General features: G+C 38.8%; 24 protein-coding genes. 13 read left to right on the top strand and 11 right to left on the bottom strand.

Translation table 11 applies throughout. From position 1 onward, the window contains the following. Positions 1–37 precede the first annotated feature (37 nt). The 11 genes from BMF77_RS13500 to BMF77_RS13450 all read left to right on the top strand — a co-directional run bounded on the left by BMF77_RS13500 (position 38) and on the right by BMF77_RS13450 (position 10670). Positions 38–868 (top strand): DUF4351 domain-containing protein, encoded by an 831-nt coding sequence (locus BMF77_RS13500; protein WP_148763462.1) that lies wholly within the window; start codon positions 38–40, stop codon positions 866–868. A 235-nt stretch (positions 869–1103) separates the two neighbouring features. After that, positions 1104–2129 (top strand): phosphate acyltransferase PlsX, encoded by a 1026-nt coding sequence (gene plsX / locus BMF77_RS13495; RefSeq protein ID WP_148763460.1) that lies wholly within the window; start codon positions 1104–1106, stop codon positions 2127–2129. Between the two features lie 219 nt (positions 2130–2348). Next, positions 2349–3350: a beta-ketoacyl-ACP synthase III gene (locus BMF77_RS13490; protein ID WP_015078293.1), complete on the top strand. Its 1002-nt coding sequence runs from the start codon at positions 2349–2351 to the stop codon at positions 3348–3350. Positions 3351–3509: 159 nt separating this feature from the next. Next, complete coding sequence (gene fabD, locus BMF77_RS13485; RefSeq protein ID WP_148763458.1) at positions 3510–4391, top strand: ACP S-malonyltransferase; 882 nt, start codon at positions 3510–3512, stop codon at positions 4389–4391. A gap of 435 nt (positions 4392–4826) precedes the next feature. Continuing rightward, positions 4827–5939, top strand: coding sequence for a fatty acid desaturase (locus BMF77_RS13480; RefSeq protein ID WP_148763456.1), 1113 nt, complete (start codon positions 4827–4829; stop codon positions 5937–5939). Between the two features lie 309 nt (positions 5940–6248). After that, entirely contained in the window at positions 6249–6962 is a 714-nt protein-coding gene (locus BMF77_RS13475; protein ID WP_148763454.1) for a PspA/IM30 family protein, read from the top strand. A gap of 11 nt (positions 6963–6973) precedes the next feature. Next, a complete protein-coding gene (locus tag BMF77_RS13470) occupies positions 6974–7879 on the top strand; it encodes a phosphate ABC transporter substrate-binding protein (protein ID WP_148763452.1) in 906 nt (301 codons plus the stop codon). 101 nt (positions 7880–7980) lie between these two features. Then, positions 7981–8619 carry a 1-acyl-sn-glycerol-3-phosphate acyltransferase gene (locus BMF77_RS13465; protein ID WP_148763450.1) on the top strand — a complete coding sequence of 213 codons (639 nt, stop codon included), beginning with the start codon at positions 7981–7983 and terminating at the stop codon, positions 8617–8619. 249 nt (positions 8620–8868) lie between these two features. Beyond that, on the top strand, positions 8869–9819 hold the full coding sequence (locus BMF77_RS13460; RefSeq protein ID WP_148763448.1) for a DNA cytosine methyltransferase: 951 nt from the start codon (positions 8869–8871) through the stop codon (positions 9817–9819). Between the two features lie 170 nt (positions 9820–9989). Further along, positions 9990–10253 carry an exonuclease domain-containing protein gene (locus BMF77_RS27330; protein WP_210422364.1) on the top strand — a complete coding sequence of 88 codons (264 nt, stop codon included), beginning with the start codon at positions 9990–9992 and terminating at the stop codon, positions 10251–10253. 120 nt (positions 10254–10373) lie between these two features. After that, positions 10374–10670 (top strand): DUF2288 domain-containing protein, encoded by a 297-nt coding sequence (locus BMF77_RS13450; protein ID WP_015078300.1) that lies wholly within the window; start codon positions 10374–10376, stop codon positions 10668–10670. A gap of 50 nt (positions 10671–10720) precedes the next feature. On the opposite strand, the gene mnmE is transcribed toward BMF77_RS13450, so the two are convergent. Further along, the gene (gene mnmE / locus BMF77_RS13445; protein WP_148763446.1) at positions 10721–12115 is read right to left on the bottom strand and encodes a tRNA uridine-5-carboxymethylaminomethyl(34) synthesis GTPase MnmE; all 1395 of its coding nucleotides are present in this window, start codon (positions 12113–12115) and stop codon (positions 10721–10723) included. A gap of 133 nt (positions 12116–12248) precedes the next feature. Between mnmE and BMF77_RS13440 the strand changes: the two genes are divergently transcribed. After that, on the top strand, positions 12249–12449 hold the full coding sequence (locus tag BMF77_RS13440) for a hypothetical protein (RefSeq protein WP_148766971.1): 201 nt from the start codon (positions 12249–12251) through the stop codon (positions 12447–12449). 313 nt (positions 12450–12762) lie between these two features. Here the strand turns inward: BMF77_RS13440 and BMF77_RS13435 are convergent, their stop codons facing one another. The 10 genes from BMF77_RS13435 to BMF77_RS26730 form a co-directional block, all read right to left on the bottom strand. Next, positions 12763–13203 carry an anti-sigma regulatory factor gene (locus BMF77_RS13435; protein ID WP_148763443.1) on the bottom strand — a complete coding sequence of 147 codons (441 nt, stop codon included), beginning with the start codon at positions 13201–13203 and terminating at the stop codon, positions 12763–12765. Between the two features lie 3 nt (positions 13204–13206). Next, positions 13207–14859 carry a SpoIIE family protein phosphatase gene (locus BMF77_RS13430; protein ID WP_148763441.1) on the bottom strand — a complete coding sequence of 551 codons (1653 nt, stop codon included), beginning with the start codon at positions 14857–14859 and terminating at the stop codon, positions 13207–13209. A gap of 54 nt (positions 14860–14913) precedes the next feature. Continuing rightward, positions 14914–15594: a response regulator transcription factor gene (locus BMF77_RS13425; protein ID WP_015078305.1), complete on the bottom strand. Its 681-nt coding sequence runs from the start codon at positions 15592–15594 to the stop codon at positions 14914–14916. A gap of 99 nt (positions 15595–15693) precedes the next feature. Beyond that, positions 15694–16809, bottom strand: coding sequence for an LptF/LptG family permease (locus tag BMF77_RS13420; protein WP_148763439.1), 1116 nt, complete (start codon positions 16807–16809; stop codon positions 15694–15696). Positions 16810–16914: 105 nt separating this feature from the next. Further along, a complete protein-coding gene (lptB, locus tag BMF77_RS13415; protein ID WP_015078307.1) occupies positions 16915–17643 on the bottom strand; it encodes an LPS export ABC transporter ATP-binding protein in 729 nt (242 codons plus the stop codon). Positions 17644–17670: 27 nt separating this feature from the next. Then, complete coding sequence (locus BMF77_RS13410; RefSeq protein ID WP_148763437.1) at positions 17671–18165, bottom strand: LptA/OstA family protein; 495 nt, start codon at positions 18163–18165, stop codon at positions 17671–17673. Positions 18166–18735: 570 nt separating this feature from the next. Continuing rightward, on the bottom strand, positions 18736–19128 hold the full coding sequence (locus tag BMF77_RS13405) for a DUF309 domain-containing protein (RefSeq protein ID WP_015078309.1): 393 nt from the start codon (positions 19126–19128) through the stop codon (positions 18736–18738). Then, a complete protein-coding gene (locus BMF77_RS13400) occupies positions 19125–19490 on the bottom strand; it encodes a ferredoxin-thioredoxin reductase catalytic domain-containing protein (protein WP_148763435.1) in 366 nt (121 codons plus the stop codon). Before BMF77_RS13400 ends, BMF77_RS13405 begins: the two co-directional genes overlap by 4 nt. A 50-nt stretch (positions 19491–19540) precedes the next feature. Next, complete coding sequence (locus BMF77_RS13395; RefSeq protein ID WP_148763433.1) at positions 19541–20716, bottom strand: DUF58 domain-containing protein; 1176 nt, start codon at positions 20714–20716, stop codon at positions 19541–19543. 14 nt (positions 20717–20730) lie between these two features. Then, on the bottom strand, positions 20731–20907 hold the full coding sequence (locus tag BMF77_RS26730) for a hypothetical protein (RefSeq protein ID WP_168204356.1): 177 nt from the start codon (positions 20905–20907) through the stop codon (positions 20731–20733). Between the two features lie 36 nt (positions 20908–20943). On the opposite strand from BMF77_RS26730, the gene mtnA reads away from it, so the two are divergent. After that, entirely contained in the window at positions 20944–21987 is a 1044-nt protein-coding gene (mtnA, locus tag BMF77_RS13390; RefSeq protein ID WP_148763430.1) for an S-methyl-5-thioribose-1-phosphate isomerase, read from the top strand. Positions 21988–22038: the final 51 nt, after the last annotated feature.

Genomic DNA, 22038 nt, shown 5'->3' with positions numbered 1-22038 from the left:
ACCATAAATTAAAAAATTGTGAATCAGGGTGTGAATTGTGAGTTTTGATAATGTCTGTAAAATCCTAGCGGAAAAATATCCCCTTGATTTTGCCAACTGGTTATTACCTGAAGAAGTCGAAAAAATTAAAGTCTTAAAAGCCGAATTAAGTATTGAACCAATTCGCGCAGATTCGGTTATATTGCTGCAAACAAAGAACAGAATCCTACATCTAGAATTTCAAACTAACACCAAATCAGAAACTCCCATTCCGTTAAGAATATTGGATTATTTTGTCAGATTAGTTAGACAATATAATCTACCTGTTACCCAAGTGGTGATTTTCTTGCAGGAAACAAGTAATGAAATCGCTTTTACCGAGGCTTATATTGATGAAATGACAAATCATCGCTATCGAGTCATCCGAATGTGGGAACAAGATTCAGATTTGTTTCTCCATAACCCAGCATTATTACCTTTAGCACCATTAACAAGAACAAATTCCGCACCAGGGTTATTATCCCAAGTAGCCACAGAAATTGCTAAAATTACAGATGTACCAGCCAGACAGAATACTGCTGCTTACACGGAGATTTTAGCAGGTTTACGATTCGATAAAAATCTAATTCGTCAATTATTGAGTGAGGATATTATGCAAGAATCTGTAATTTATCAGGATATTTTGCAAAAGGGAGAACAAAAAGAAGCTTTCCGTTTCCTGAATCGTCAATTAAATCGGCGGTTTGGAGAAATGGATTCATTTATAGTTGAACGAATTCGTTTATTACCTACTGAACAGTTAGAAATATTGGGAGAAGAGTTTTTAGATTTTTCAGGAATATCTGATTTAGTTACTTGGTTAGATACACACCTTCCCAGAAGTTTATAAGGTTTTTCCAGATTCTCGATTTTTTGAAAAAGTCGGGAATCTAAATTTTTGATTTTTTTTGGATACTAGTAAATATAATTATAAGTAAGTATTAGCAAGCGGACTTTAACGAAATTAAGTATATTAATTCTCTTGATTTGAGAAAAAGTAGATTTTCTTATGCTTTTTTGAGAATTTTAAATTTTTAAGTATTGCAATCTGATAAAATTTGTAAGGTTTCTATAAGCTCTGAGCAATGGGATCGACTGGTGTAAGGATCGCAATTGACGCAATGGGGGGAGATCATGCACCCGCTGAAATCGTCGCCGGCGCACTGCGGGCGCGAGAGGAATTGGGTGTAAAAATATTACTGGTTGGAGATCCCCAACAAATCGAGGCTGTAATGCCGCCAAAGACAACTATGGCGGATTTGGAGATTGTTCCTGCCGAGGAAACGATCGCTATGGATGAAGATCCTCTCAACGCAGTTAGACGCAAGCGGAAATCTTCCATCAACATAGCGATGGATTTAGTTAAAAATCAACAAGCAGATGCTGTATTTTCTGCTGGACACTCTGGGGCAGCCATGGCCTCAGCTTTGCTACGCTTAGGAAGATTACCGGGAATTGACCGCCCAGCAATTGGCACAGTATTCCCCACCATCAAAGCCGGCAAGCCAGTAATGATCCTGGATGTCGGTGCTAATGTAGACTGTCGCCCTAAGTTTTTAGAGCAGTTTGCAGTCATGGGTTCAATTTACAGTCAGTATGTTTTGGGAACAGAAAATCCCAAAATAGGTTTATTGAATATTGGCGAAGAAGATACTAAAGGTAACGAAGTAGTTCTTCGCGCCCACCAATTGTTACGGGAAAATACTCAAATTAATTTCACTGGTAATGCTGAAGGGCGTGATGTATTGTCCGGTGAATTTGATGTGATTGTTTGCGACGGCTTTGTGGGTAATATTTTATTAAAATTTGCCGAAGCAGTTGGCGGAGTAATTCTGCAAATTCTCCGAGAAGAATTACCCCAAGGGATACACGGTCAAATCGGTACAGCGATTTTAAAACCCAACTTAAAACGCGTTAAACAGCGCATGGATCACGCTGAACATGGAGGCGCTTTGCTTTTGGGTGTCAGCGGTATTTGTTTTATTGGTCATGGCAGTTCCCAAGCACCATCTATTTTTAGTGCCATTCGCATGGCTAAAGAAGCCGTAGATAATCAGGTGTTAGAAAGACTTCAATCCCAATATAAAATTCTCCAAAATGAAAGTAGTTAACTATTACTTCTCAAAAGTAGAGATCCTCCGCTAACAGCCATTTGTCACTTGTCATCCAATTTTAGATTGCGGATTTTAGATTCATAATTACTTTTATAAATCTATTGTTCTTGATCTCAAATCTAAAATTGGGATTGTCATTGGTACTCGTTATTAATGCTTACAAACAAGACAACTGACAATTTACAAATGACAATTGACAATTGAGGAAAAAAAGAAGTGCAAAATTTTTTTAACGGTGGTATAGCAATTACAGGCAGTGGTTCAGCAGTCCCAGCAACTTGTTTACACAACCAAGAGTTAACTCAACTGGTAGAAACATCAGATGAGTGGATTGCCTCAAGAACAGGAATTCGTCAAAGACGGTTAGCGTTGCCCCCTGACTCACTGGCATCATTGGCCACTGCGGCTAGTCAACAGGCCATTGCTGCCGCCGGGATCACAGCAGCAGACATAGATTTAATTTTATTGGCCACATCCACCCCTGATGACCTATTCGGCACTGCTTGCCGTGTTCAAGGTGAATTAGGTGCTACCAAAGCAGTCGCCTTTGACTTAACCGCCGCTTGTTCTGGTTTTGTCTTTGGTTTAGTTACAGCCGCACAATACATCAGAACAGGTGTTTATCAAAATGTACTCTTAATTGGGGCTGATATCCTCTCTCGGTGGGTAGATTGGCAAGATAGACGTAGTTGTGTGTTATTTGGTGATGGGGCTGGGGCAGTGGTATTACAGGCTAATAAGAGCGATCGCCTATTAGGATTTTGCCTCAAAAGCGATGGTTCTCAAAACAATTGTCTTAACCTGTCCTATAACGCCTCTACCACAGAACTGACACCAGATATTCATGTATCTACAGGCAAATATCACCCCATTACCATGAACGGCAAAGAAGTCTACCGCTTCGCTGTGCAAAAAGTCCCAGAAGTAATAGACAAAGCCCTGTTTGCAGCTAATCTCAAAGTTGAAAATATAGATTGGCTGGTATTACATCAAGCAAATCAAAGAATTATCAATTCCGTTGCTGAACGCTTAGAGATTCCCGAACATAAAGTGATCAGTAATGTATCCGACTATGGTAACACCTCCGCCGCATCTATCCCCCTGGCGTTAGATGAAGCAGTGCGAGCCGGGAAAATCAAACCCAATGATATTATTGCTGCATCTGGTTTTGGTGCCGGTCTTTCCTGGGGTGCAGCCATTTTTAAATGGGGAAGATAAACAATTCAAAATTGAGAATTAAAAATCAGAAAATTAATAACAACGAACAACTGACAACTGTACGGGCGAAGCATTTGGAGAACTATTTTTGGCAATGACCGATAATTTATCTTCCAAATGCTTCGCCCCTACTGACAACTAACAACTAACAAAGAACAAATGACTAAAACTGCATGGGTGTTTCCCGGACAAGGTTCTCAATCGCTGGGAATGGGAATAGACTTGTTAAATCTACCATCTGCCAAAGAAAAATTTATTCAAGCTGAGGAAATTTTGGGCTGGTCTGTCACAGATATCTGCCAAAGTGATATTGAAACCTTATCACGGACACTTTATACCCAACCTAGTTTATATGTAATCGAAAGTATTATTGCTGATATTTTGCGGGAAAAAGGACAGCAACCAGACTTAGTTGCGGGTCATAGTTTAGGCGAGTATATAGCCCTTTATGTGGCTGGTGTGTTTGAATGGTCTGCTGGGTTACATTTGGTAAAACGACGGGCAGAATTAATGGATAGTGCTGCTGGGGGAATGATGGCCGCACTAATGAACTTTGACCGAGAAGAATTAGAAAAAGTTATTAGCGAAACACCTAATGTAGTTTTAGCAAATGATAACAGTCCTGCCCAAGTTGTTATTTCTGGAACTCCCGAAGCTGTACAGGCTGTCATGTCACAAGTCAAAGCTAAACGGGCTATTCCCTTAAAGGTTTCGGGCGCATTTCATTCCCATTTAATGAAAGCAGCAGCAACGGAATTTCAACAAGTTCTCGATTCAGTAATTTTTCAGTCAGCAACCGTCCCAGTTTTGTCTAATGTAGATCCAATTCCGGCGGTAGCAGCGGAAACTTTAAAACAGCGTCTTTCTCAACAAATGACAGGTCCTGTGCGTTGGCGAGAAATTTCTTTGCAATTATCAGAAAATGGCATTGAGAAAGTTGTGGAAATTGGTCCTGGGAACGTCTTAACAGGTTTGATTAAACGGACTGCAACTGGCTTGATTTTAGAGAACATTCGTAATGCTGAGGAGTTACCTGAATAGGTAATTGCACAAATTAATTCACAATTAAATAAGTCATTATGTAGATGAAATTGGCAACATAACCTTTCTATGATGTCTATTTTTATTGTCTCAAAATTTATTTGATGAACTTCATTAATTTGTCAGGATTAAAGTAAGATAACGCCAAAAAGTCAACCTTGTACTTAGGGCTTGCTGAGTAAAGCTAGAACCGCTTCTCAATAAGGGTTTCGCGGATTTTGACAACAAAAAAGTGCAAGGATATGGCATTTAGAGCCTCAAAATCCTTGCATTTCTATGGAAAATCAGGGGGTGAATTTGGAAACCAATCTCCCAAACCACCATTTTTAGCACTGTGTGGCATCTAGGTTCGCTTTGGGTACTTATTCAGCAAACCCTACTTAAAATTGCTCAAAACTTGGACTAATAACCCTGTAAAGAAAACTACAAAGATTCATGAATACACTTGCACAAAAAACTTGGATGACCCAAGCAGAATATGCTAAAAAGCTGCGTCCTTTACTACCATCAGAGGCATTTCTTCCTGATACTAATAAACTCTGGATTCTTTTAATTAATCTAGCAATTATGATTCTGGGCTGGGGAATCGCCAATCATCTTGATGACTGGAATTGGTATTTTCTTTGGCTGTATTTGCCATTAGCATTAGTGATGGCTAATAGTGTGATTGTTCTCCTATTTAGCACCCACAATTTGCTGCACAGCCGCACGGTTAAAAATCCCTGGTTAAGACAAGTAATTAGTTTATTGGGACTTACAATGTTATGGATGCCACCAACTTTATGGAAGGCTATACACAATCGAGAACATCACAATAAAACAAATTCTTTACAAGATCCAGATCGCAATTATTTGGACAGTCAACCTAAAAATTGGGGTAAATGGATTCAGAATGCTTTTGTGCCTTCGGCTGAGGTAAATCCTATTTTATTATTTATAGGAATGGGTCATGCTTGGGGAGTTCACGCATTTCGTAATCTCACCTCAGTTTTATTATTCAATAATGGTAAAGCCCAATATCCTGTGGTGGCTTTTAGAGTTAGTGGGAAAGAACGACGAGCAATAGCACTAGAATTATTAATGATTGTCGGCATTCATGCGAGTATCTTAACCTACCTGGAATTCCATCCCATCAAACTGCTTCTTAGCTACTTTTTACCCATTTGGATAGGCTATGCAGGGTTGATATTTTATATCTATACTAATCATATGTTATGTCCCATGACAAGTGTAAATGATGTGCTGATCAATAGTCTCTCTATTCGAGTTCCTAAAATATTTGATCTTTTACATTTAAACTTTTCTTACCATACAGAACATCACATTTTTCCCGGCATAAATTCAGATTATGCGCCAATGGTGCAAGCACTATTACAAACACATTATCCTGAGAAATTTAATTTGTTGAATGCTGGCAAAGTATGGGAATTGATGCTGCAAACACCCAGACATTACAAAGATGATAATATCTTCACAGATTGGTCGGGAAACAAATCTGTAGATTGTCCAATCTTATGCACAAATCATCTAAGTGATGATAGTAAGTAGGGATATCCGAAACGGCTGAGATTTGAAGTTTTATAACCAAAGTTTACTAAAGTAAACTCAACAATTTAAAAAATATTCTGCTTATTTAGTCATCAAAAGACAACTTTTGCTATCAGACTGGGAATATGGCTTACGCCACGCTGCGCTATCATTCCCAGGCAAGCTATGAGTACATTGAGGGTGGGGAATTACGCAAAACTGTTAAAGTAAATCAAAAATGATGAAAAAAGTTGACATACAACTGGGATGTATGTCAAGTTTAAGGTAAAAATATTACCATAACCATCCTTACTGCAATAACTTTCAGTTATGAAAAAAGCTGTCTACTGGATAATGGGTGAAAGGGCAGGACGAACCATAGTTGGGATTTGGAACTGGTTATGGGGAATGCCTGTAGAGTCTGGTGGTAAAGTGGCTGTAGCAGTTGCTGAAGAATCCCTTCAGTCAATGCAAGAAGCCGTTCAGAAACTAGCGGCAGCAGTTGCGGCTCAAGAGGGCGCATATAAGACTGCTAAGCGCAAATATGAGGCAAAAATTACAGAATCCAAAACTCTAGAGCAACAAGCTATGATTGCTCAACGTAGTGGTAATGAAGAAGCTGCGCGAATGGCCATGAGTAAGCTAATTCAAACAGAGCAAATTTTGCCCAAACTGGAGGAAATGGTTAAACAAGCAGAAACTTCGGTCAAAGCTTCTAAGGATAGGCTCAACCGGGAGCGCGTAAAATTAGAAACCTACAAATCTGATATGCAGAACATCAAGGATATGTCAGAGGTAAATGAAGCCCTGGCTATGATTGCTAAAGTCAATAATGAATTTGACATTGGTTCGGCTAAAAGTGATTTTGAAAAGGCTAAAAGTGCGGTTGAACGTCGGAATTTGCAGACAGAAGCTTTAGCAGAATTGTCGGAAAATCCAGCGGAAAAACTCCAGGCTGAAATCGAAAATATGACTTTAGACGACGAAGTTGCCCGTCGCTTACAAAGGTTACAGGATTCTAAACCTAAACAACTACCAGAATAATTAGGTAATTTATGAGTCAGAGAAGCGGACCGCCTCCTATTGTTTTTATTTTGCTATTTTTAGGGCTTTTGGGTGGTGGTTACTGGTGGTTTTTCATGCGTAATCCTGCAACGATAACTACACAGCCAGGTAATAATTTTCCCGGTGGTGAGACAACAACTACCACGACGGGGACTTTCCCACTACCCGCAACTGTAGCCAGCGGTACTACTGTCAAAATAGACGGTTCTACGAGTATGGTGACAATTAACCAAAATCTCAAAAATGGCTTTGAGAAACAGTTTCCCGGTACAAAAGTAGATGCTGTAGCGAATGGGACAGATAAGGGAATTAATGATCTATTGGCTGGTAAAGTTGATATTGCGGCAGCTTCTAGACCATTGACAACACAGGAACAAAGTCAGGGATTAAAGGCTGTTACTGTAACACAAGATGCGATCGCTCTGATAGTCGGTAAAGCCAATCCTTTCAACCGAGGATTAACCAGCAGTCAAGTTGCAGATATATTTCAGGGAAAAATTAATAATTGGTCAGCCGTAGGTGGTTCAGCCGCAACTATCCGCGTCATTAATCGTCCAGCAATTAGTGGCACACATCAAACTTTTAAAGAATTAGTCTTAAAAGGAGCTAATTTTGGGACTACACCCAATATTACGACCTTACCCCAAGATGCCACAACTCCCTTAGTTCAAGCTTTGAAAAAAGATGGTATCGGCTATGCGACTTTTGCTCAAGTTGCTAATCAGCAAACCGTGCGAGTCGTGGCTATTGAAGGCTTGACTCCAGAAGCGGCTAGTTATCCTTTCAAACGTTCACTGTATTATGTCTATAAAGACCCTGCTAGTGCTGGAGTTCAAGCATTTTTAGGTTATGCTAGTTCACCTCAAGGACAACAGGCTTTAACGTTAGGAAACTAATACAGGCAAAATCAGCGGTTAGATTTGGGAGTTAGAGGTTAAAATAAGTTCTGACTCCTGAATTCTGACTTTTGGATTCTATTTTATTTATATTATCTTCCGTGACTAGAACTCGTGAACCCTTAATTAGTTTAGCACTGTATCACGCCTTGAAGTGGTCGGTAATTAGCCCTTTGCTGCACACATATTTTCGCGGCAAGATTTATGGTGCGGAAAATGTCCCCCAATCTGGACCGGTCATAGTAGTTAGTAATCATGCTAGTTACTTCGACCCCCCGATAGTTTCTACTTCTGTGCGTCGTCCAGTTGCTTATATGGCTAAAGAAGAATTATTTAAAGTTCCTGTTTTATCACAAGCCATTAAATTATACGGTGCGTATCCTGTAAGTCGCGGTAGTGCTGACCGCAATGCTATCCGTTCCGCTTTAGAATATTTAGATAATGGTTGGGCTGTAGGTGTGTTTTTGGAAGGTACACGCACGACCGATGGTCGCATTCATGACCCCAAAAGAGGTGCAGCCCTCCTCGCAGCTAAGGCCAAAGCTCCTTTTTTACCAGTGTGTTTATGGGGAAGTGAGAAGATTTTACAACCCGGTTCTTCTGTACCCCGTTCTGTACCTTTGACTTTGAGAATTGGGAAGTTAATTGATGCTCCCATTTCTACTAAGAAGGAGGAATTGGAAAGAGTTACTCAAATGTGTGCGGACGCAATTAATGCAATGCACGATTTGGGTAGGTAAGAATTTATTATAGGGCAGGCAGGATGCCTACCCCACAAGAGTTTTCAGTATACATAATAAATGCGTTATTATCTAAGTATATTATCAAAAACATTCTAATGCAATTAGACATTCTGCACCAAATTGAGATGAAGCTGCATAGAATAAGATTTAAAAGATAATCAAACGCAGATAAACGCGGATAAACGCGGATAATTTTTATTCTGTGCAGCCTTACATAAAATTGGTATTACACGAATAAATATACAAATGAAATCCTCTTCCTTAAAAGTCATAGATTTATTCTCTGGTTGTGGTGGGTTATCACTAGGATTTCAAAATAGTGGATTTGAGATTGTCGCTGCTTTTGAAAACTGGAAATCTGCCATAAATGTTTATCAGCAAAACTTTCATCATCCGATTTTTGAATATGATTTGAGTCAGGTAAATAATAATTATTCAATATTTAAACAATTTTTACCTGATGTAATTATTGGTGGTCCACCATGTCAAGATTTTTCGAGTGCTGGTAAGCGGAATGAAGATTTAGGGAGAGGTGATTTAAGTATTACATTTGCTGAAATAGTAGCTAGTGTTTCTAGTCAATGGTTTGTTTTAGAAAATGTAGAATTGTTTAGAAAATCTCACAAATATCAAGAGTTTAAGCAAATTCTTAAATCTGCTGGTTATGGTTTAACCGAAAAGGTATTAGATGCTAGTTTATGTGGTGTACCACAAAAGAGGAAGAGATTTTTCTGCATAGGAGAACTTGGTGGTAAAGATGATAATCTCAAGACTTATCTAGAAGCTAATTTATCTAAAAAACCGACAACTATTAGAGATTATTTAGGGAATAGTTTAGGAATTGAATATTATTATCGTCATCCTAGAAGTTATCAAAGAAGAGCTATTTTTAGTATTGATGAACCAAGTCCAACTATTAGAGGTGTGAATAGGCCAATACCTAAAACTTATCAACAACACCCCGGAGATGTTGCACCATTAACACCAGATTTGCGTCCATTAACTACTCGTGAAAGAAGTTATCTTCAAACTTTCCCTGATAATTTTATTTTTGCAGGTTCAAAAACAGATTTAGAACAGATGATTGGTAATGCTGTACCTATTAAGTTAGCAGAATATGTTGCTAAATCTCTGCTCATGTATATTCAAGATAAAAATAAATATCACATATCTGATGTTTCGTTGTTAACTGTCTAAATTGTCATATTTCCTATGTCACAAACTCAACTCAACCCCGAACAACTAAAAATCATCAACCACGTCAACGGAGCATTATTAATATTAATTTAATTACCGCTTATAATTCGGGAACAATTGTAGTTTTTGATGTATAAACTACAGGACTTTTAGCTGGTAAAGATGAAGTAATTGAAATTGCAGCAATTAAATTAATCAATGGTGAGATAAAATCAAAATCTCATGCTTATATTCAAAATACTGTTTCTGTGGGAGATTCAGCACAAATACACGGTTATAGTGATGAATTTTTAGCAGCAAATGGCAAAAATGCAATTGATGTATTTACAGAGTTTCTAGAATTTATCCAAGATGCTTTTTTAATAGGACATAATCTCGGCTTTGACATTAAAATGATTGTAATACTAAATAGAATAAGATTTGAACGCAGATAAACGCAAATAAACGCAGATGAAGACGGATGAATTCATGGATTTTATGATTCTGTGTAGCCTCACATAAAATTGGTTTCTAATATTGTAAAATTAAAGTAATAATCAATAAAGTGGGGAATTATGTCGGAATTACGGGAAAAATTACAGCAAAATCTCGATGAAGCAGAATGGGAGTGGTTAATTCCCCATGTCCAAAAAGATGCGGTGATTTTGGTAGCGGAGAATTTAGACTTATTAGATGTGGGAGAAGCGATCGCTAGTGATAATATTCTTTCAGTGCAACATTGGATAGATGAACAATTATTAGCCAAACCGACAATAGATCAAGTGGGAGAATGGAATCTCAACCGTGAGAAGCGATTTAATGCTCTGATTGTTGAACCTTATGTGATCATCAAAGAAATCATCACGGTCTAAAATACTGCAATTTTGAGATATTATTAGGGGACTGCAAACAATAAATGATCTTATTTACCAATACAGAAGCGGCTAAAAATCCGATCTAAAACCGATTCTGTAACTTCTTCTCCGGTGATTTCTCCTAATGCTTGAATTGCTCCTCTTAAATCAATTGTCCAAAAATCTAAGGGTAATTTATCGGTGATTGTCATTTGCACTTGTGCTAAATCAATCTTGGCTTTTGTTAAAGCTGCTGCTTGTCTTTGATTAATTGCTAAATCCAGATCAGCGGCTTGAACTTTTCCCTGTTGAACTATTTCTAAAATCGCTGTTTCTAAATTATCAATTCCTTGATTTATGGCTGCGGCTGTGAGAATTTTGGATTTTGGATTTTCGATTTTGGATTTCAGGTTTTCCTGTTCTGCTAATGAAATTAGGTCAATTTTATTAATTACTAAAATTACCGGACGGTGTTTTACTTGTTCATAAATTTCTTGATCTGCGGGTGTCCAACCGGAGGCCGCGTCAATGGTAAATAATACCAAATCAGCATCATTAGCGGCACGATGCGATCGCTCTACACCGATTTTTTCTACCTGATCTACTGTTTCCCGAATCCCCGCTGTATCTAATACCTGGACGGGGATTCCTCCCACAACCAATTGAGATTCTACCACGTCGCGGGTTGTTCCTGGTAAGTCGGTGACAATGGCGCGATCGCTCTGACTCCAAGCATTTAATAAACTCGATTTTCCCACGTTTGGTCGCCCCACTATCGCCACTTTTAGACCAGTTCGCAGTAATTCACCCTTGTCTTTTGTGGCTAATAATTTGCTAATTTCCGCCGTCACTTGCTCAATATCTGCAATAATTCTTTGCTGATCTAAAGGTGGTAAATCTTCCTCAAAATCAATTCTGGCTTCAATTTCTGCCAAAATATCTAAACAATTAGCCCGTAATTTGCGGATAGGTTGGGCTAATTTACCTTGTAATCCAGCCAAAGCCGTTTGAGCAGCTTGAGGTGATTTTGCTCCCACTAAATCTGCTATACTTTCCGCTTGGGTTAAGTCTAATCTGCCATTTAAAAATGCTCTTAATGTAAATTCTCCCGGTTGAGCTAATCTTGCGCCATTTTCCAAGCATAGTTGCAATACCTGTTGCACCGCCATAATTCCCCCGTGACAATGGAATTCTACTACATCTTCACGGGTAAAAGACCGAGGGGCTTTCATTATTAATAATAAAGCTTCATCAACAATTTGCTGAGTTTGGGGTTGACGAATATAACCATAAATGATGCGATGACTTGACCAAACTTGTCGCCCTGGGGCGTAAAATAGAGTGTGCGCGATCGCCATTGCCTGATCACCAGAAACCCGCACAATACCTACACTACCTTGCTGAGGGACAACAGCAGTAGCGATCGCCGCAATAGTTCCAGTGTTAGCTAATAATTCCGACATGAGCCGTTTTTCTACAAATTTAGAAGTAGGAGGAAAGCGCAATCTTAAACCCCTACAGTACACTAGTTTAAGAAACAAATTAGGGCAAATTTATTTGCCAAGTGACAACACCCAAATTAGAGAGGAATTAATTGTGGAGCAAAAAATTAACTGTGCTGAAGCCTGTGTTAACGGTTGCGTTTTAGGTGATAAATGTCCCAATATCGAGTTTAGAGAATCAACTTCAAAGTTTATTGAAGAAACTTCTTTAGACAAAATGCTAGAAATAGCTGAAGAAAGATTGCGGAAAAAAATGACAGAACCACCAAAATGGGTATTTCCAGAAGATTCTTAATGAGATGAAATTTGGACAGGCAATATGCCCATCTCACCATCATTTTATTTAAATATGGTGTGTAAATTACAGAATTTCCTGGTATTAGCAAATAATTTTCTGCAACTTATTCTGAATTGATTTCTTTACTTTACCTAGTAGTTTGTCAAGATAAAAATGATGGACTGTAGTGTGAGCGTCTCGCTCACGCGGGCTTTTCGGCCCGCACTACCAAAAACCCGTCAAAATAAATTTGACAGACTACTAGTGAAAACTTGGTAGAGCAAGTCATATCTTTGATTAAACAATCTCAGTGTATTTAGACCTGAGATTGTCAATCTCTTAAAACATCAGGCAATAGTTCTGTGAGAGTCATTTCTAGCTTCAGACAATTAGCACCATTTACCTGTAATTTATACTCTACCTTATCCATCAACCGATTCATAATTAACCAACCATAACCACCTTCTTGTCTGTCAAGGGGGTTGGGTGGAAAATAAGTAGACAGATCAAAACCTTCACCATGATCCCATATCTCTATTGATAAATCTCGGTCTTTCAGTTCTAAACGCAGTAAAATTGGTAAATTTAGCTTTTCTTTATGAGCATGACGAACAGCATTAGAGTATGCTTCTATCAAAACTAATCGTAACAGACTTGATTGTTTTGTCCAATCAACAGATTCCCCTAGATGCAATTGTAAACATCCCAATAACCAGTTCTCTACAATATTGATAAAACTCAGGTCACTAGGAACATGAAGTTCACTTTTCATAACCTATAAAATCTCCAAACAGAGTATAGTTTGATCATCTTCTTGGAGATCATTATTGGCTTGAATAACAGCTAATAAATTATCCAGATTAAGTGATTGAGTTTGTTTTTTAATCAGTTGCCACAAACCTGCTTGATTGAGCATAGAACGATTAGTTGTTTGGGGATTGTCTAAATTTTCCCATCCAGTTGCTTCCGTGATTCCATCACTAGCCAGCAGTAATGTATCTCCGGGAGCAAGAATCAAACGGCCAGATTCTCCTTGCCATTTAGGTAATATTCCCAAGGGAATACTCCGAACTTTCAGATAATGGGGAGAATCATTAAAAATTGTTTTTTGTGACCACATAAAAGGATAAATATGCCCAGAATTAGCATAGACAAGTTCTCTTGTGCTTGGGTGATAACGGGCTAAAACCATCGTGATAAAATAATTACTGATGATTAAGTCATCACTCAGAGCATAATTCAGATTCTGCATTATCACATTTGGCTCTACAGGTACTTCTTGAGATAGTTCCCGACGCAGCAGAGAAATCGTACTAGACATAAATAAAGCCGCTGGCACGCCCTTACCAGAAACATCACCAACTGCTAACCACAAATCACCATTAGCATGGACAAATACCTCAAAAAAATCACCCCCAACCTCTCTTGCTGGATAGCAACAAGCTTGGATTTTTACACCTGTGATTTCCGGTAGGGTTTGCCGTAATATATTATGTTGAATTTGGCGAGCTACTTCCAACTCCAGGTGAATTTGTTGTTGTTTTTCTTGCAGACTTTGATAGAGTTTGGCTTGGGAAATTGCTAAAGCAGCTTGTTCGGACACATCTGTAATTAGTTGAATATCTTCTTGATGCCAAATCTGATCGCTTCCTAACTTACAAATAGCAACAATAGCTAGTAAATGTTGTTGATAAATGAGGGGAATAACCAAGTATTGATAAGGGATATCTTTATAAAAATTTTCTGTTATTTGATAATGTTGGGTTTGGAAAACTTCAGCAATTAACTCACTAGGTTCTGGAAGTAAATTACAGATTTCAGATTGAGGATTTTGATAGCAAAATGGCTGTTGTATTAATAAATCATCTTCTACTGGTTTGAGTAAACAATTATGAGCCGCAAATGTCTCTCCCATCGTGGCAACAACTTTTTGCAGCATATTGTTATAGTCTAAAGATTCTCTAATTGCCTTTGTCATAGCATTAAATAAAGATTCCCGTCGCAATGCCTGAGATAATTCTGCTACCCGTTTTTTAACTAAGCGATATGTGTCACTAGCTTGCTTAACTAATAATTGAAGTTGGTTGGGATTCCAAGGTTTAGTAATGTACTTAAATACGCGACCAGAGTTAATTGCATCTACTAAATCTTCCACATCAGTAAAACCAGTTAGCAAAATCCGAATTGTATCAGGAAAACGCTCAACCGTCAAACTTAATAATTCACTACCGTTGATGTCGGGCATTTTCTGGTCAGAGATAATCACAGCCATTTCACCTTCTTTTTCTAAGATAGCCAAGGCTTCACTGGCATTATTAGCTCTATAGACTTTAAAATCTTTCCAAAATGTGCGATAGAGTAATTCTAAGTTATCTAACTCATCATCTACCACCATGAGCTTGAGCTTATCTAACTTTTTATCAGTCATAATTTGACTCAACTTTCCACATCTTTGAATGGCAAGATGTCCTTAATTTAATAATTATGTAACTAAGCCAGAACGCAGAGCAATTACTGCTGCTTCTGTACGATCATTAGCACATAATTTATTCATAATATTGCTAATGTGTGTTTTCACAGTTCCAGTTACAATATAAAGTCTCTTGGCGATATCATCATTACTACAACCTTTGGTAATCAATTTTAACACTTCTAATTCTCTGTCTGAGAGAATACTAGAGTTAACAGGTGGTTTATTATCATTGGATTGGACAAAATGTGTCTTCTGCTGTGCCTTTTCTAAAATAATCCGAGCAATCATCGGATCAATCCAAGGATTACCATCAGCAGTTACCCGTATAGCTTCGAGTAAATTATCAAACCGGATATCTTTCATACAGTAGGAATCTGCACCAGCGCTAAAGGCTGCAAGTACAGATGCTTTATTATCAGATGACGTTAGAATTAATACCTTTGTATTTGATAATTGACGATGATTAGCGATCGCTTTAATTTCCTTGGTTAGTTCAATCCCATCTTGATCTGGTAAACCTATATCCACAATTGCCACATCTGGCTGTAGCTTCTTTAACATTATTAGACCATGACGGGCATTACCAGCTTCTCCAACTACTTCAATTTCGTTTTTTTGTTGTAATGCTTTGCAAATAGAGAAGCGAGTGAGGTAATGATCTTCAATAACGACAATGCGAATTTTACTCATATCGAAATGCTGCTAGATATTAAATAATATATAGCCTTTTGTTGATGAAATTATGACTAAAAAAACTTAATATCCAGATAACTGACTTATAAATTTACATTATCTCTGGGCCACTCGGACTAATAAAAATAAACCCGTTACTAATCCAAATAAATTGGGCAACCAAGCACCAATTATGGGAGAAAGTATACCAGCCTGTGCTAAAGCTCCAGAAACAGATAATAGTAAATAATAACTGAAAATCACAATCACACTAATACCAAAACTCGTCCCGCGTCCAGTGCGTTGAGGGATGCTACCCATAACTGAGCCAACTAAACCAAAAATAACGCAAACAAAGGGAAAAGCAATTTTCTGTTGAATTCGCACTTGTAGCTTGCGAATTTTCTGATCATTACCACCCAAACGTTCTATTTCTAGTTGTTCTAGGGCTTGAGAAATATTCATTTCGCCATAGTCTCGGCTATTTTCGGCTAAGGTTAAAGGAGTGCGCGGGAGTTGTAATTGCTGATGTTCAAAGCGTAAAATATTCCGATAAGAGCGATCTGTTGCTACTAAATAGATAGTCCCATTGTAAAAATCCCAAACTTGTTTTTGACCGTTCCATTTAGCTGATTCGGAAACAACAATTTGATCAACTCCGCCGCGAGAACGATCTATAATTGTTAAACCTTTCATTTGCTTACCATCAAATTGGTCAGCATAAAATAAGCGAGAAAGTATTTTATTTTTACTACCATCTGCTTCTTTAAATTCTCGATATTCAGGATAGTAAATATTTTGTTGTTTAAAGGAAGGTTGGTCTGACTTGAGGGCTTGTGCTAGGGTAATAGTAGCTTTATAATTTGCCGCAGGGGCAATTTGCTCATTAAATATATAAGTCATGATCGTGACTGCAAAACTTAACACTACCGCCGTAAAAACCATCCGATAAACACTAACTCCACACCCACGCAAAGCAATTAATTCACTTTCGCTAGACAGGCGACTATAGGTCATTAAAGTAGCTAACAAAGTGGACATGGGGAAGGAGTAAACCATGACATAAGGTAGCTTTAATAAGAAAATCTCTAAAGCAATATTCAGCGGTAGTCCAGATTCTACAACTTTTCGTAATAATTCAAATAAACTATCAATTGCTAAAACTACAGAAGTAAATGCACCGACACCAAATAAAAATGGTGAAATTAATTGCATCGCCAAGTAGCGATCCATGATGGAAAATGAAAATAGGGAAATGAAATTAGAGAAGGGTTTAAACTGTTTATATATCATAATTTATGTTTCGCGCAAAGACGGGAAGGAGCAAAGGCGCAAAGTTTAAACTGCGAAATTATCACCTAAATAATATTGTCGTACCAAGGGGTTATTGTAGAGTTCATCAGCATTACCAAAAGCGAGAATTTGTCCTTCGCGCATGATGTAAGCCCGATCTGTAATGGCCAGGGTTTCGCGGACATTATGATCTGTAATTAAAATGCCCATACCGCGATCGCGTAATTGGCTGACAATCTCCTGAATTTCAGATACAGCAATGGGATCAACTCCAGCAAAAGGTTCATCTAAAAACAGAAATTTCGGTCCCTCTTTACCTGCGGCTAAAGCTCTTGCTAATTCTGTGCGTCGTCGTTCCCCACCAGAAAGTTGAATACCTTTGCTAAGAGCTACCTTTTCTAAGCGAAATTCCTGCAATAAAGTATGTAGTCGTTGTCTCCATTCCCTCCTGGGAACTTGAGTCTGCTCAAATACTAGGAGAATATTATCTTGCACTGAAAGATGACGAAATACACTTGGTTCTTGAGCTAAATAACCAATACCTAATCTAGCCCTTTTGTGCATAGGAAAATTAGTAATATCAAAATTATCTAACCAAACTTTACCATGATTGGGTTTTTCTAAACCTGTAGCAATATAAAATGTTGTCGTTTTCCCAGCCCCATTGGGACCTAGTAAACCGACAATTTCACCCTGGCTAACGGAAAGATTAACGCGATTCACAATTAATCGTTTACCGTAAGATTTGTGAATATTCTCTAAAACAATTTTCACTATGAGGTTTTATCTAGGTTGTAGATACTAATTAGAACGTTTTAGGGCTGGAGTTTTTGGTGCCGGTTTAGTAGTTTGTCTACTGGGATTGGCATCCTCCACCATATATGTAGATTCTACCTGACGATTAGATTGGGGTAAGGCGATAAATTTACCTTCATCAATTAAATAAGTGACTTTTTCCGCGCGAATACTATTGCTACCTTGTTGCAAAATGTAAACATTCCCACTGAAATCAATCCGTTTTTCTTTACTAAAATATTGAGCTTGAGCAGATGTGGCTTGAATTTGACGAGCCGGATACACCATTTGCACATTACCACGGGCAGTAATTACTTGGGTTTTCGCGTCATATTCTTGAGTATCAGAGCGGATAGTCAGGGGACGATTCCCCCCAGATTGGGCTGTAGCTGGTGGCAATTGGGTAGGTAATCCTGTTACACCTAAAAGGGAAATTGGCAGTACCAAGGCCAATCCTAAGCGGCGGATCTGTGATTTTAGCAATTGATAAGGAGGTATCATAGTAATTAGGGAACGGGGAACGGGGAACAGGGAGATAAAAATCAAATATGAGTCCTATAGCAAAAATGGACGGTTTTTTAAACTTTAAGTTTCGCTTCCAGAACCTTTGCTCACAACTGGCAAAAATTTGTTAATTGTTACCGAATTATCAAGTCTGACACATCCACCAAAAATTAAGCAAATAAATCCCACAAATCATAGTTTAGACAATGATCAAGTTGGAAACACCCACCAAAAATTAAACAAATAAATCCCACAAATCATCAAAATCCCACAAATCATAGTTTAGACAATGATCAAGTTGGAAACACCCACCAAAAATTAAGCAAATAAATCCCATAAATCATCAAAATCCCACAAATCATAGTTTAGACAATGATCAAGTTGGAAACACCCACCAAAAATTAAGTAGGTCGGCGTTAAAAAATCAATCTATGTAACGAAATATAAATTAACGAATACCTTATAAATAGGGTGTTTCACGGTTTTTACAAAACTAAACATATATCGATTTTATTGGGCCGACTTACTTAAGCAAATAAATCCCATAAATCATCAAAATCCCACAAATCATAGTTTAGACAGGGAAATACTGGGTAAAAGTCGAGCTTGATTTTCAGCCAATTTATTATTTGCCATTGGTTGTAGACTTTCTTGTTGTAGAGTCTTTAACAAATCCACACTTTCAGTAAATAATTCTTCCACATTAATACCGCCGTAGCTGGGTAGATAACGGCGAAGACGATTGCTACCTTCACCTAAAAGAATCATTGCTCCTCTTAAATTATGATTACCCAGATGATACAGTCCCACGGCAATTTGGAGAATACCTTGATAAAAAGTTTTATCTGGTTCGATACTATCAATCCAGAGTGCTTCAAGAATGTCATGACAAGCGTAGAACTGTCCAGCATTGAACTGTTCTACACCTTGCCAAAACTCTTCAGACATGGTTTCGTTCATCCCATAGTATCCCGAACTTCTTTGATAGTCTCCATAGAGATTTCTTGTTTGTCGCAGGAAAACTCATTATCAGAGGTAAGGAATAGCATACAGTGACATTCTTTGCGTTCGCGCATGGGGACGCAAGGACAATTCCAAAAAGCGGCATTAACTTCGGCCTCCTTATCTTCGTAGTGACGACAAGGGCATAAAGGCGCACCGATTTCATCTTTATGCTTGGCTAGTCCTTCGATCACAACTGCGGTAACAGAAGGTTCAGAACAGAAGTATGTTCCCGTCCGTTTGGCATATTGTTCGGAAAAATGCCGCATTGCTTCTAGGCTTTTATCGCTGGATTGTGAATTCACTTCTGATGTCACCATGGGCTGTGCTGTTGATAAATTTTAATGTTTCATTGCATTGTACATCAGGCTCAGTGCGAGAAATCGCCTGAAAATAAATTAAGAGCTTTTTGCAATTGGGGTTGTAGCTCTTGTTCGTTTTGGATAATGATACCGGGATATTCCCGATTAATGACAGTTTCTGCTGCTGAATCTGAATTTTGCCAGAGTACCCAACGACTACCCAGGGGTAAGGTGGATGTGGTAAAGGAGTTTTGTGTCAGCCAAATTAGGGGACAGTTATCCGGTGGTAAGCTGTTTTTCTCGATAGGGTTGGTGGCTGCTAAGGTTTCCAAAACTGCGATATTGCCTGTAATTAAACCTGTAGCTGATGTCCATAATTGTACTTGCAGTTGTTGCTGTTGGGCATAAAAATACAAGGAAGCAGCGGTAATTACGGCTTGTTCAAATAATTCTTGTTGCCACTGGAAGGAACTATCTATGGCAATAATAATTTCTTGTCCCCCGGTAATTACTTCTAATTCCCGCACTCGTAATTCTCCATAACGGGCGCTTGTCCGCCAATGAATCAATCGGGTAGGATCACCTATACGATAGGGACGCAGCGATCGCACTAATCCCGTTGTTGCCATTTGTAAAGGTTTACCACGAGGATCTCCCCGTTGGCTGTCATCTTGTCCGATTTCATCAATTAAAGGGCAGGTAGTCAGGGGTAAGACGGTGGGATAAACAATTGCCCTAGCTTCACACTGACGGGGACGACGACACCAAAACAAACCCCAAGGCGCACCCGTAGCTAATTCTACCGTATGCCAGCGGTAAAGGCCTCGCTGTTGGGTAGGGTGATAATATACCCAGCGATAACTATCCTGTGGTGGAATAGATTCAATACTTTGCTGGACTGGCTGACCAAAAATAAATGGGAGAATGTCTCTAACTTGTAATAAAGTCGCCGATTGTTTTCTCTGATTGTGAATTTCTATCTCAATTTTTAGGTCATCACCTGCGGTTACTGGTTCAATGGGACGACGTTTGACAATTATACCTGCAAGCGATCGCGGTGCAACAAAACCGGATACACCCAAAAGAGCAAAACTGACTCCACTAATCACATACAGCCAGCCAGCCATGGTATTAATCCCTGCACCCAAATAACACACAGAAATTCCCGCCAATACCCAACCACCATAAGCAGGTGCAGCAGCATGGGTTTCCAGCCAATTGTTGATTTTTTTGGTAATTTTCATCTTTCTTTTTTAACTTAATTTGGGAAAGAGGGAACAGGGAACAGGGAACAGGCAAAAGAGCATGAATTTGTTGAATAATGATTGATAATTACTATATCTAAAAGTTCCCTTTCATCCATTACCACTGACAACTGTACGGGCGAAGCATTTGGAGAACTATTTTTGGCAATGACCGATAATTTATCTTCCAAATGCTTCGCCCCTACTAACCACTAACAACTAACAATATGGTTTATCCCGTTATTTGGCGCAATAATTCAGTATCACTCATTGATCAAACTCGCTTACCTAATGAATATACAGTGGTGGAGATTCACCGCAGTGAAGATATGGCACAAGCCATTACAACCATGATTGTGAGAGGTGCGCCGGCGATAGGAGTGGCTGCGGCCTATGGAATGTATTTAGGTGCAAGGGAAATTGAAACAAGCGATATCCAAGAGTTTTTGACTAAATTGGAAACAGTCGCTAATTTGTTGCGTTCTACCCGTCCCACTGCGGTAAATTTGTTTTGGGCCATTGGCAGAATGATGAAAACGGCTTATGAAACCGTGGGAACAGTCGCAGAAATTCAACAAACTCTTTTAGAAACTGCCCAAAAGATCAATGCCGAAGATCTACAAACCTGTCAAGCTATAGGTGATCATGGTTTGGCAGCATTACCGCAAACCCCAGACCAACTAATTATACTCACTCATTGCAACGCTGGGGCATTAGCCACTGCCGGTTATGGGACAGCATTAGGTGTAGTCCGTTCTGCGTGGAAAGAAGGGCGTTTAGCCAGGGTATTTGCTGACGAAACCCGTCCCCGATTACAAGGTGCAAAACTCACCGCGTGGGAATGTGTCCAAGAAGGCATTCCAGTGACAGTAATTACCGATAATATGGCTGCCCACTGCATGAAACAAGGTTTAATTGATGCTGTAGTTGTGGGTGCTGATAGAATTGCTGCTAATGGTGACACTGCCAATAAAATCGGAACTTATAGTTTAGCTATTGTCGCCAAAGCTCATAATATTCCTTTCTTTGTCGCTGCACCTTTATCTACAGTAGATTTTGAATTAATTGATGGTAGTCAAATTCCCATTGAAGAACGTCACCCAAGGGAAATATATCAAATAGGTGAAACTGTTCTCACACCTCCAGGAGTGGAATTTTATAACCCGGCTTTTGATGTCACACCTGCTGATTTAATTACCGCCATTATTACGGAAAATGGGGCTTTTCTGCCAGGTGATTTATTAAAGGGTGAACTACCCAAACTGACCTGACGGTACAGTGTGGGCTTCCTGTCCAACAAATGCGTCGGGTTGCGCTGTCGC

This window comes from Dolichospermum sp. UHCC 0315A (assembly GCF_008121535.1).
In the GTDB taxonomy this organism is placed as follows: domain Bacteria; phylum Cyanobacteriota; class Cyanobacteriia; order Cyanobacteriales; family Nostocaceae; genus Dolichospermum; species Dolichospermum lemmermannii.
Note: the sequence above shows the minus strand (reverse complement) of the source record. Positions and strands in the feature narration are given on the sequence as shown.

What these genes read in the sequence shown, in the direction of transcription:
- mtnA (WP_148763430.1), top strand. Translation starts at nt 20,944, where the DNA reads ATGGTTTATCCCGTTATTTGGCGCAATAATTCAGTATCACTCATTGAT.
- BMF77_RS13435 (WP_148763443.1), bottom strand. Translation starts at nt 13,203, where the DNA reads ATGAAAAGTGAACTTCATGTTCCTAGTGACCTGAGTTTTATCAATATT.
- BMF77_RS13410 (WP_148763437.1), bottom strand. Translation starts at nt 18,165, where the DNA reads ATGATACCTCCTTATCAATTGCTAAAATCACAGATCCGCCGCTTAGGA.
- BMF77_RS13475 (WP_148763454.1), top strand. Translation starts at nt 6,249, where the DNA reads ATGAAAAAAGCTGTCTACTGGATAATGGGTGAAAGGGCAGGACGAACC.
- BMF77_RS13395 (WP_148763433.1), bottom strand. Translation starts at nt 20,716, where the DNA reads ATGAAAATTACCAAAAAAATCAACAATTGGCTGGAAACCCATGCTGCT.
- BMF77_RS13470 (WP_148763452.1), top strand. Translation starts at nt 6,974, where the DNA reads ATGAGTCAGAGAAGCGGACCGCCTCCTATTGTTTTTATTTTGCTATTT.
- BMF77_RS13430 (WP_148763441.1), bottom strand. Translation starts at nt 14,859, where the DNA reads ATGACTGATAAAAAGTTAGATAAGCTCAAGCTCATGGTGGTAGATGAT.
- fabD (WP_148763458.1), top strand. Translation starts at nt 3,510, where the DNA reads ATGACTAAAACTGCATGGGTGTTTCCCGGACAAGGTTCTCAATCGCTG.
- BMF77_RS13420 (WP_148763439.1), bottom strand. Translation starts at nt 16,809, where the DNA reads ATGGATCGCTACTTGGCGATGCAATTAATTTCACCATTTTTATTTGGT.
- BMF77_RS13425 (WP_015078305.1), bottom strand. Translation starts at nt 15,594, where the DNA reads ATGAGTAAAATTCGCATTGTCGTTATTGAAGATCATTACCTCACTCGC.
- BMF77_RS13460 (WP_148763448.1), top strand. Translation starts at nt 8,869, where the DNA reads ATGAAATCCTCTTCCTTAAAAGTCATAGATTTATTCTCTGGTTGTGGT.
- BMF77_RS13400 (WP_148763435.1), bottom strand. Translation starts at nt 19,490, where the DNA reads ATGGTGACATCAGAAGTGAATTCACAATCCAGCGATAAAAGCCTAGAA.
- mnmE (WP_148763446.1), bottom strand. Translation starts at nt 12,115, where the DNA reads ATGTCGGAATTATTAGCTAACACTGGAACTATTGCGGCGATCGCTACT.
- BMF77_RS13480 (WP_148763456.1), top strand. Translation starts at nt 4,827, where the DNA reads ATGAATACACTTGCACAAAAAACTTGGATGACCCAAGCAGAATATGCT.
- BMF77_RS13450 (WP_015078300.1), top strand. Translation starts at nt 10,374, where the DNA reads ATGTCGGAATTACGGGAAAAATTACAGCAAAATCTCGATGAAGCAGAA.
- BMF77_RS13405 (WP_015078309.1), bottom strand. Translation starts at nt 19,128, where the DNA reads ATGAACGAAACCATGTCTGAAGAGTTTTGGCAAGGTGTAGAACAGTTC.
- plsX (WP_148763460.1), top strand. Translation starts at nt 1,104, where the DNA reads ATGGGATCGACTGGTGTAAGGATCGCAATTGACGCAATGGGGGGAGAT.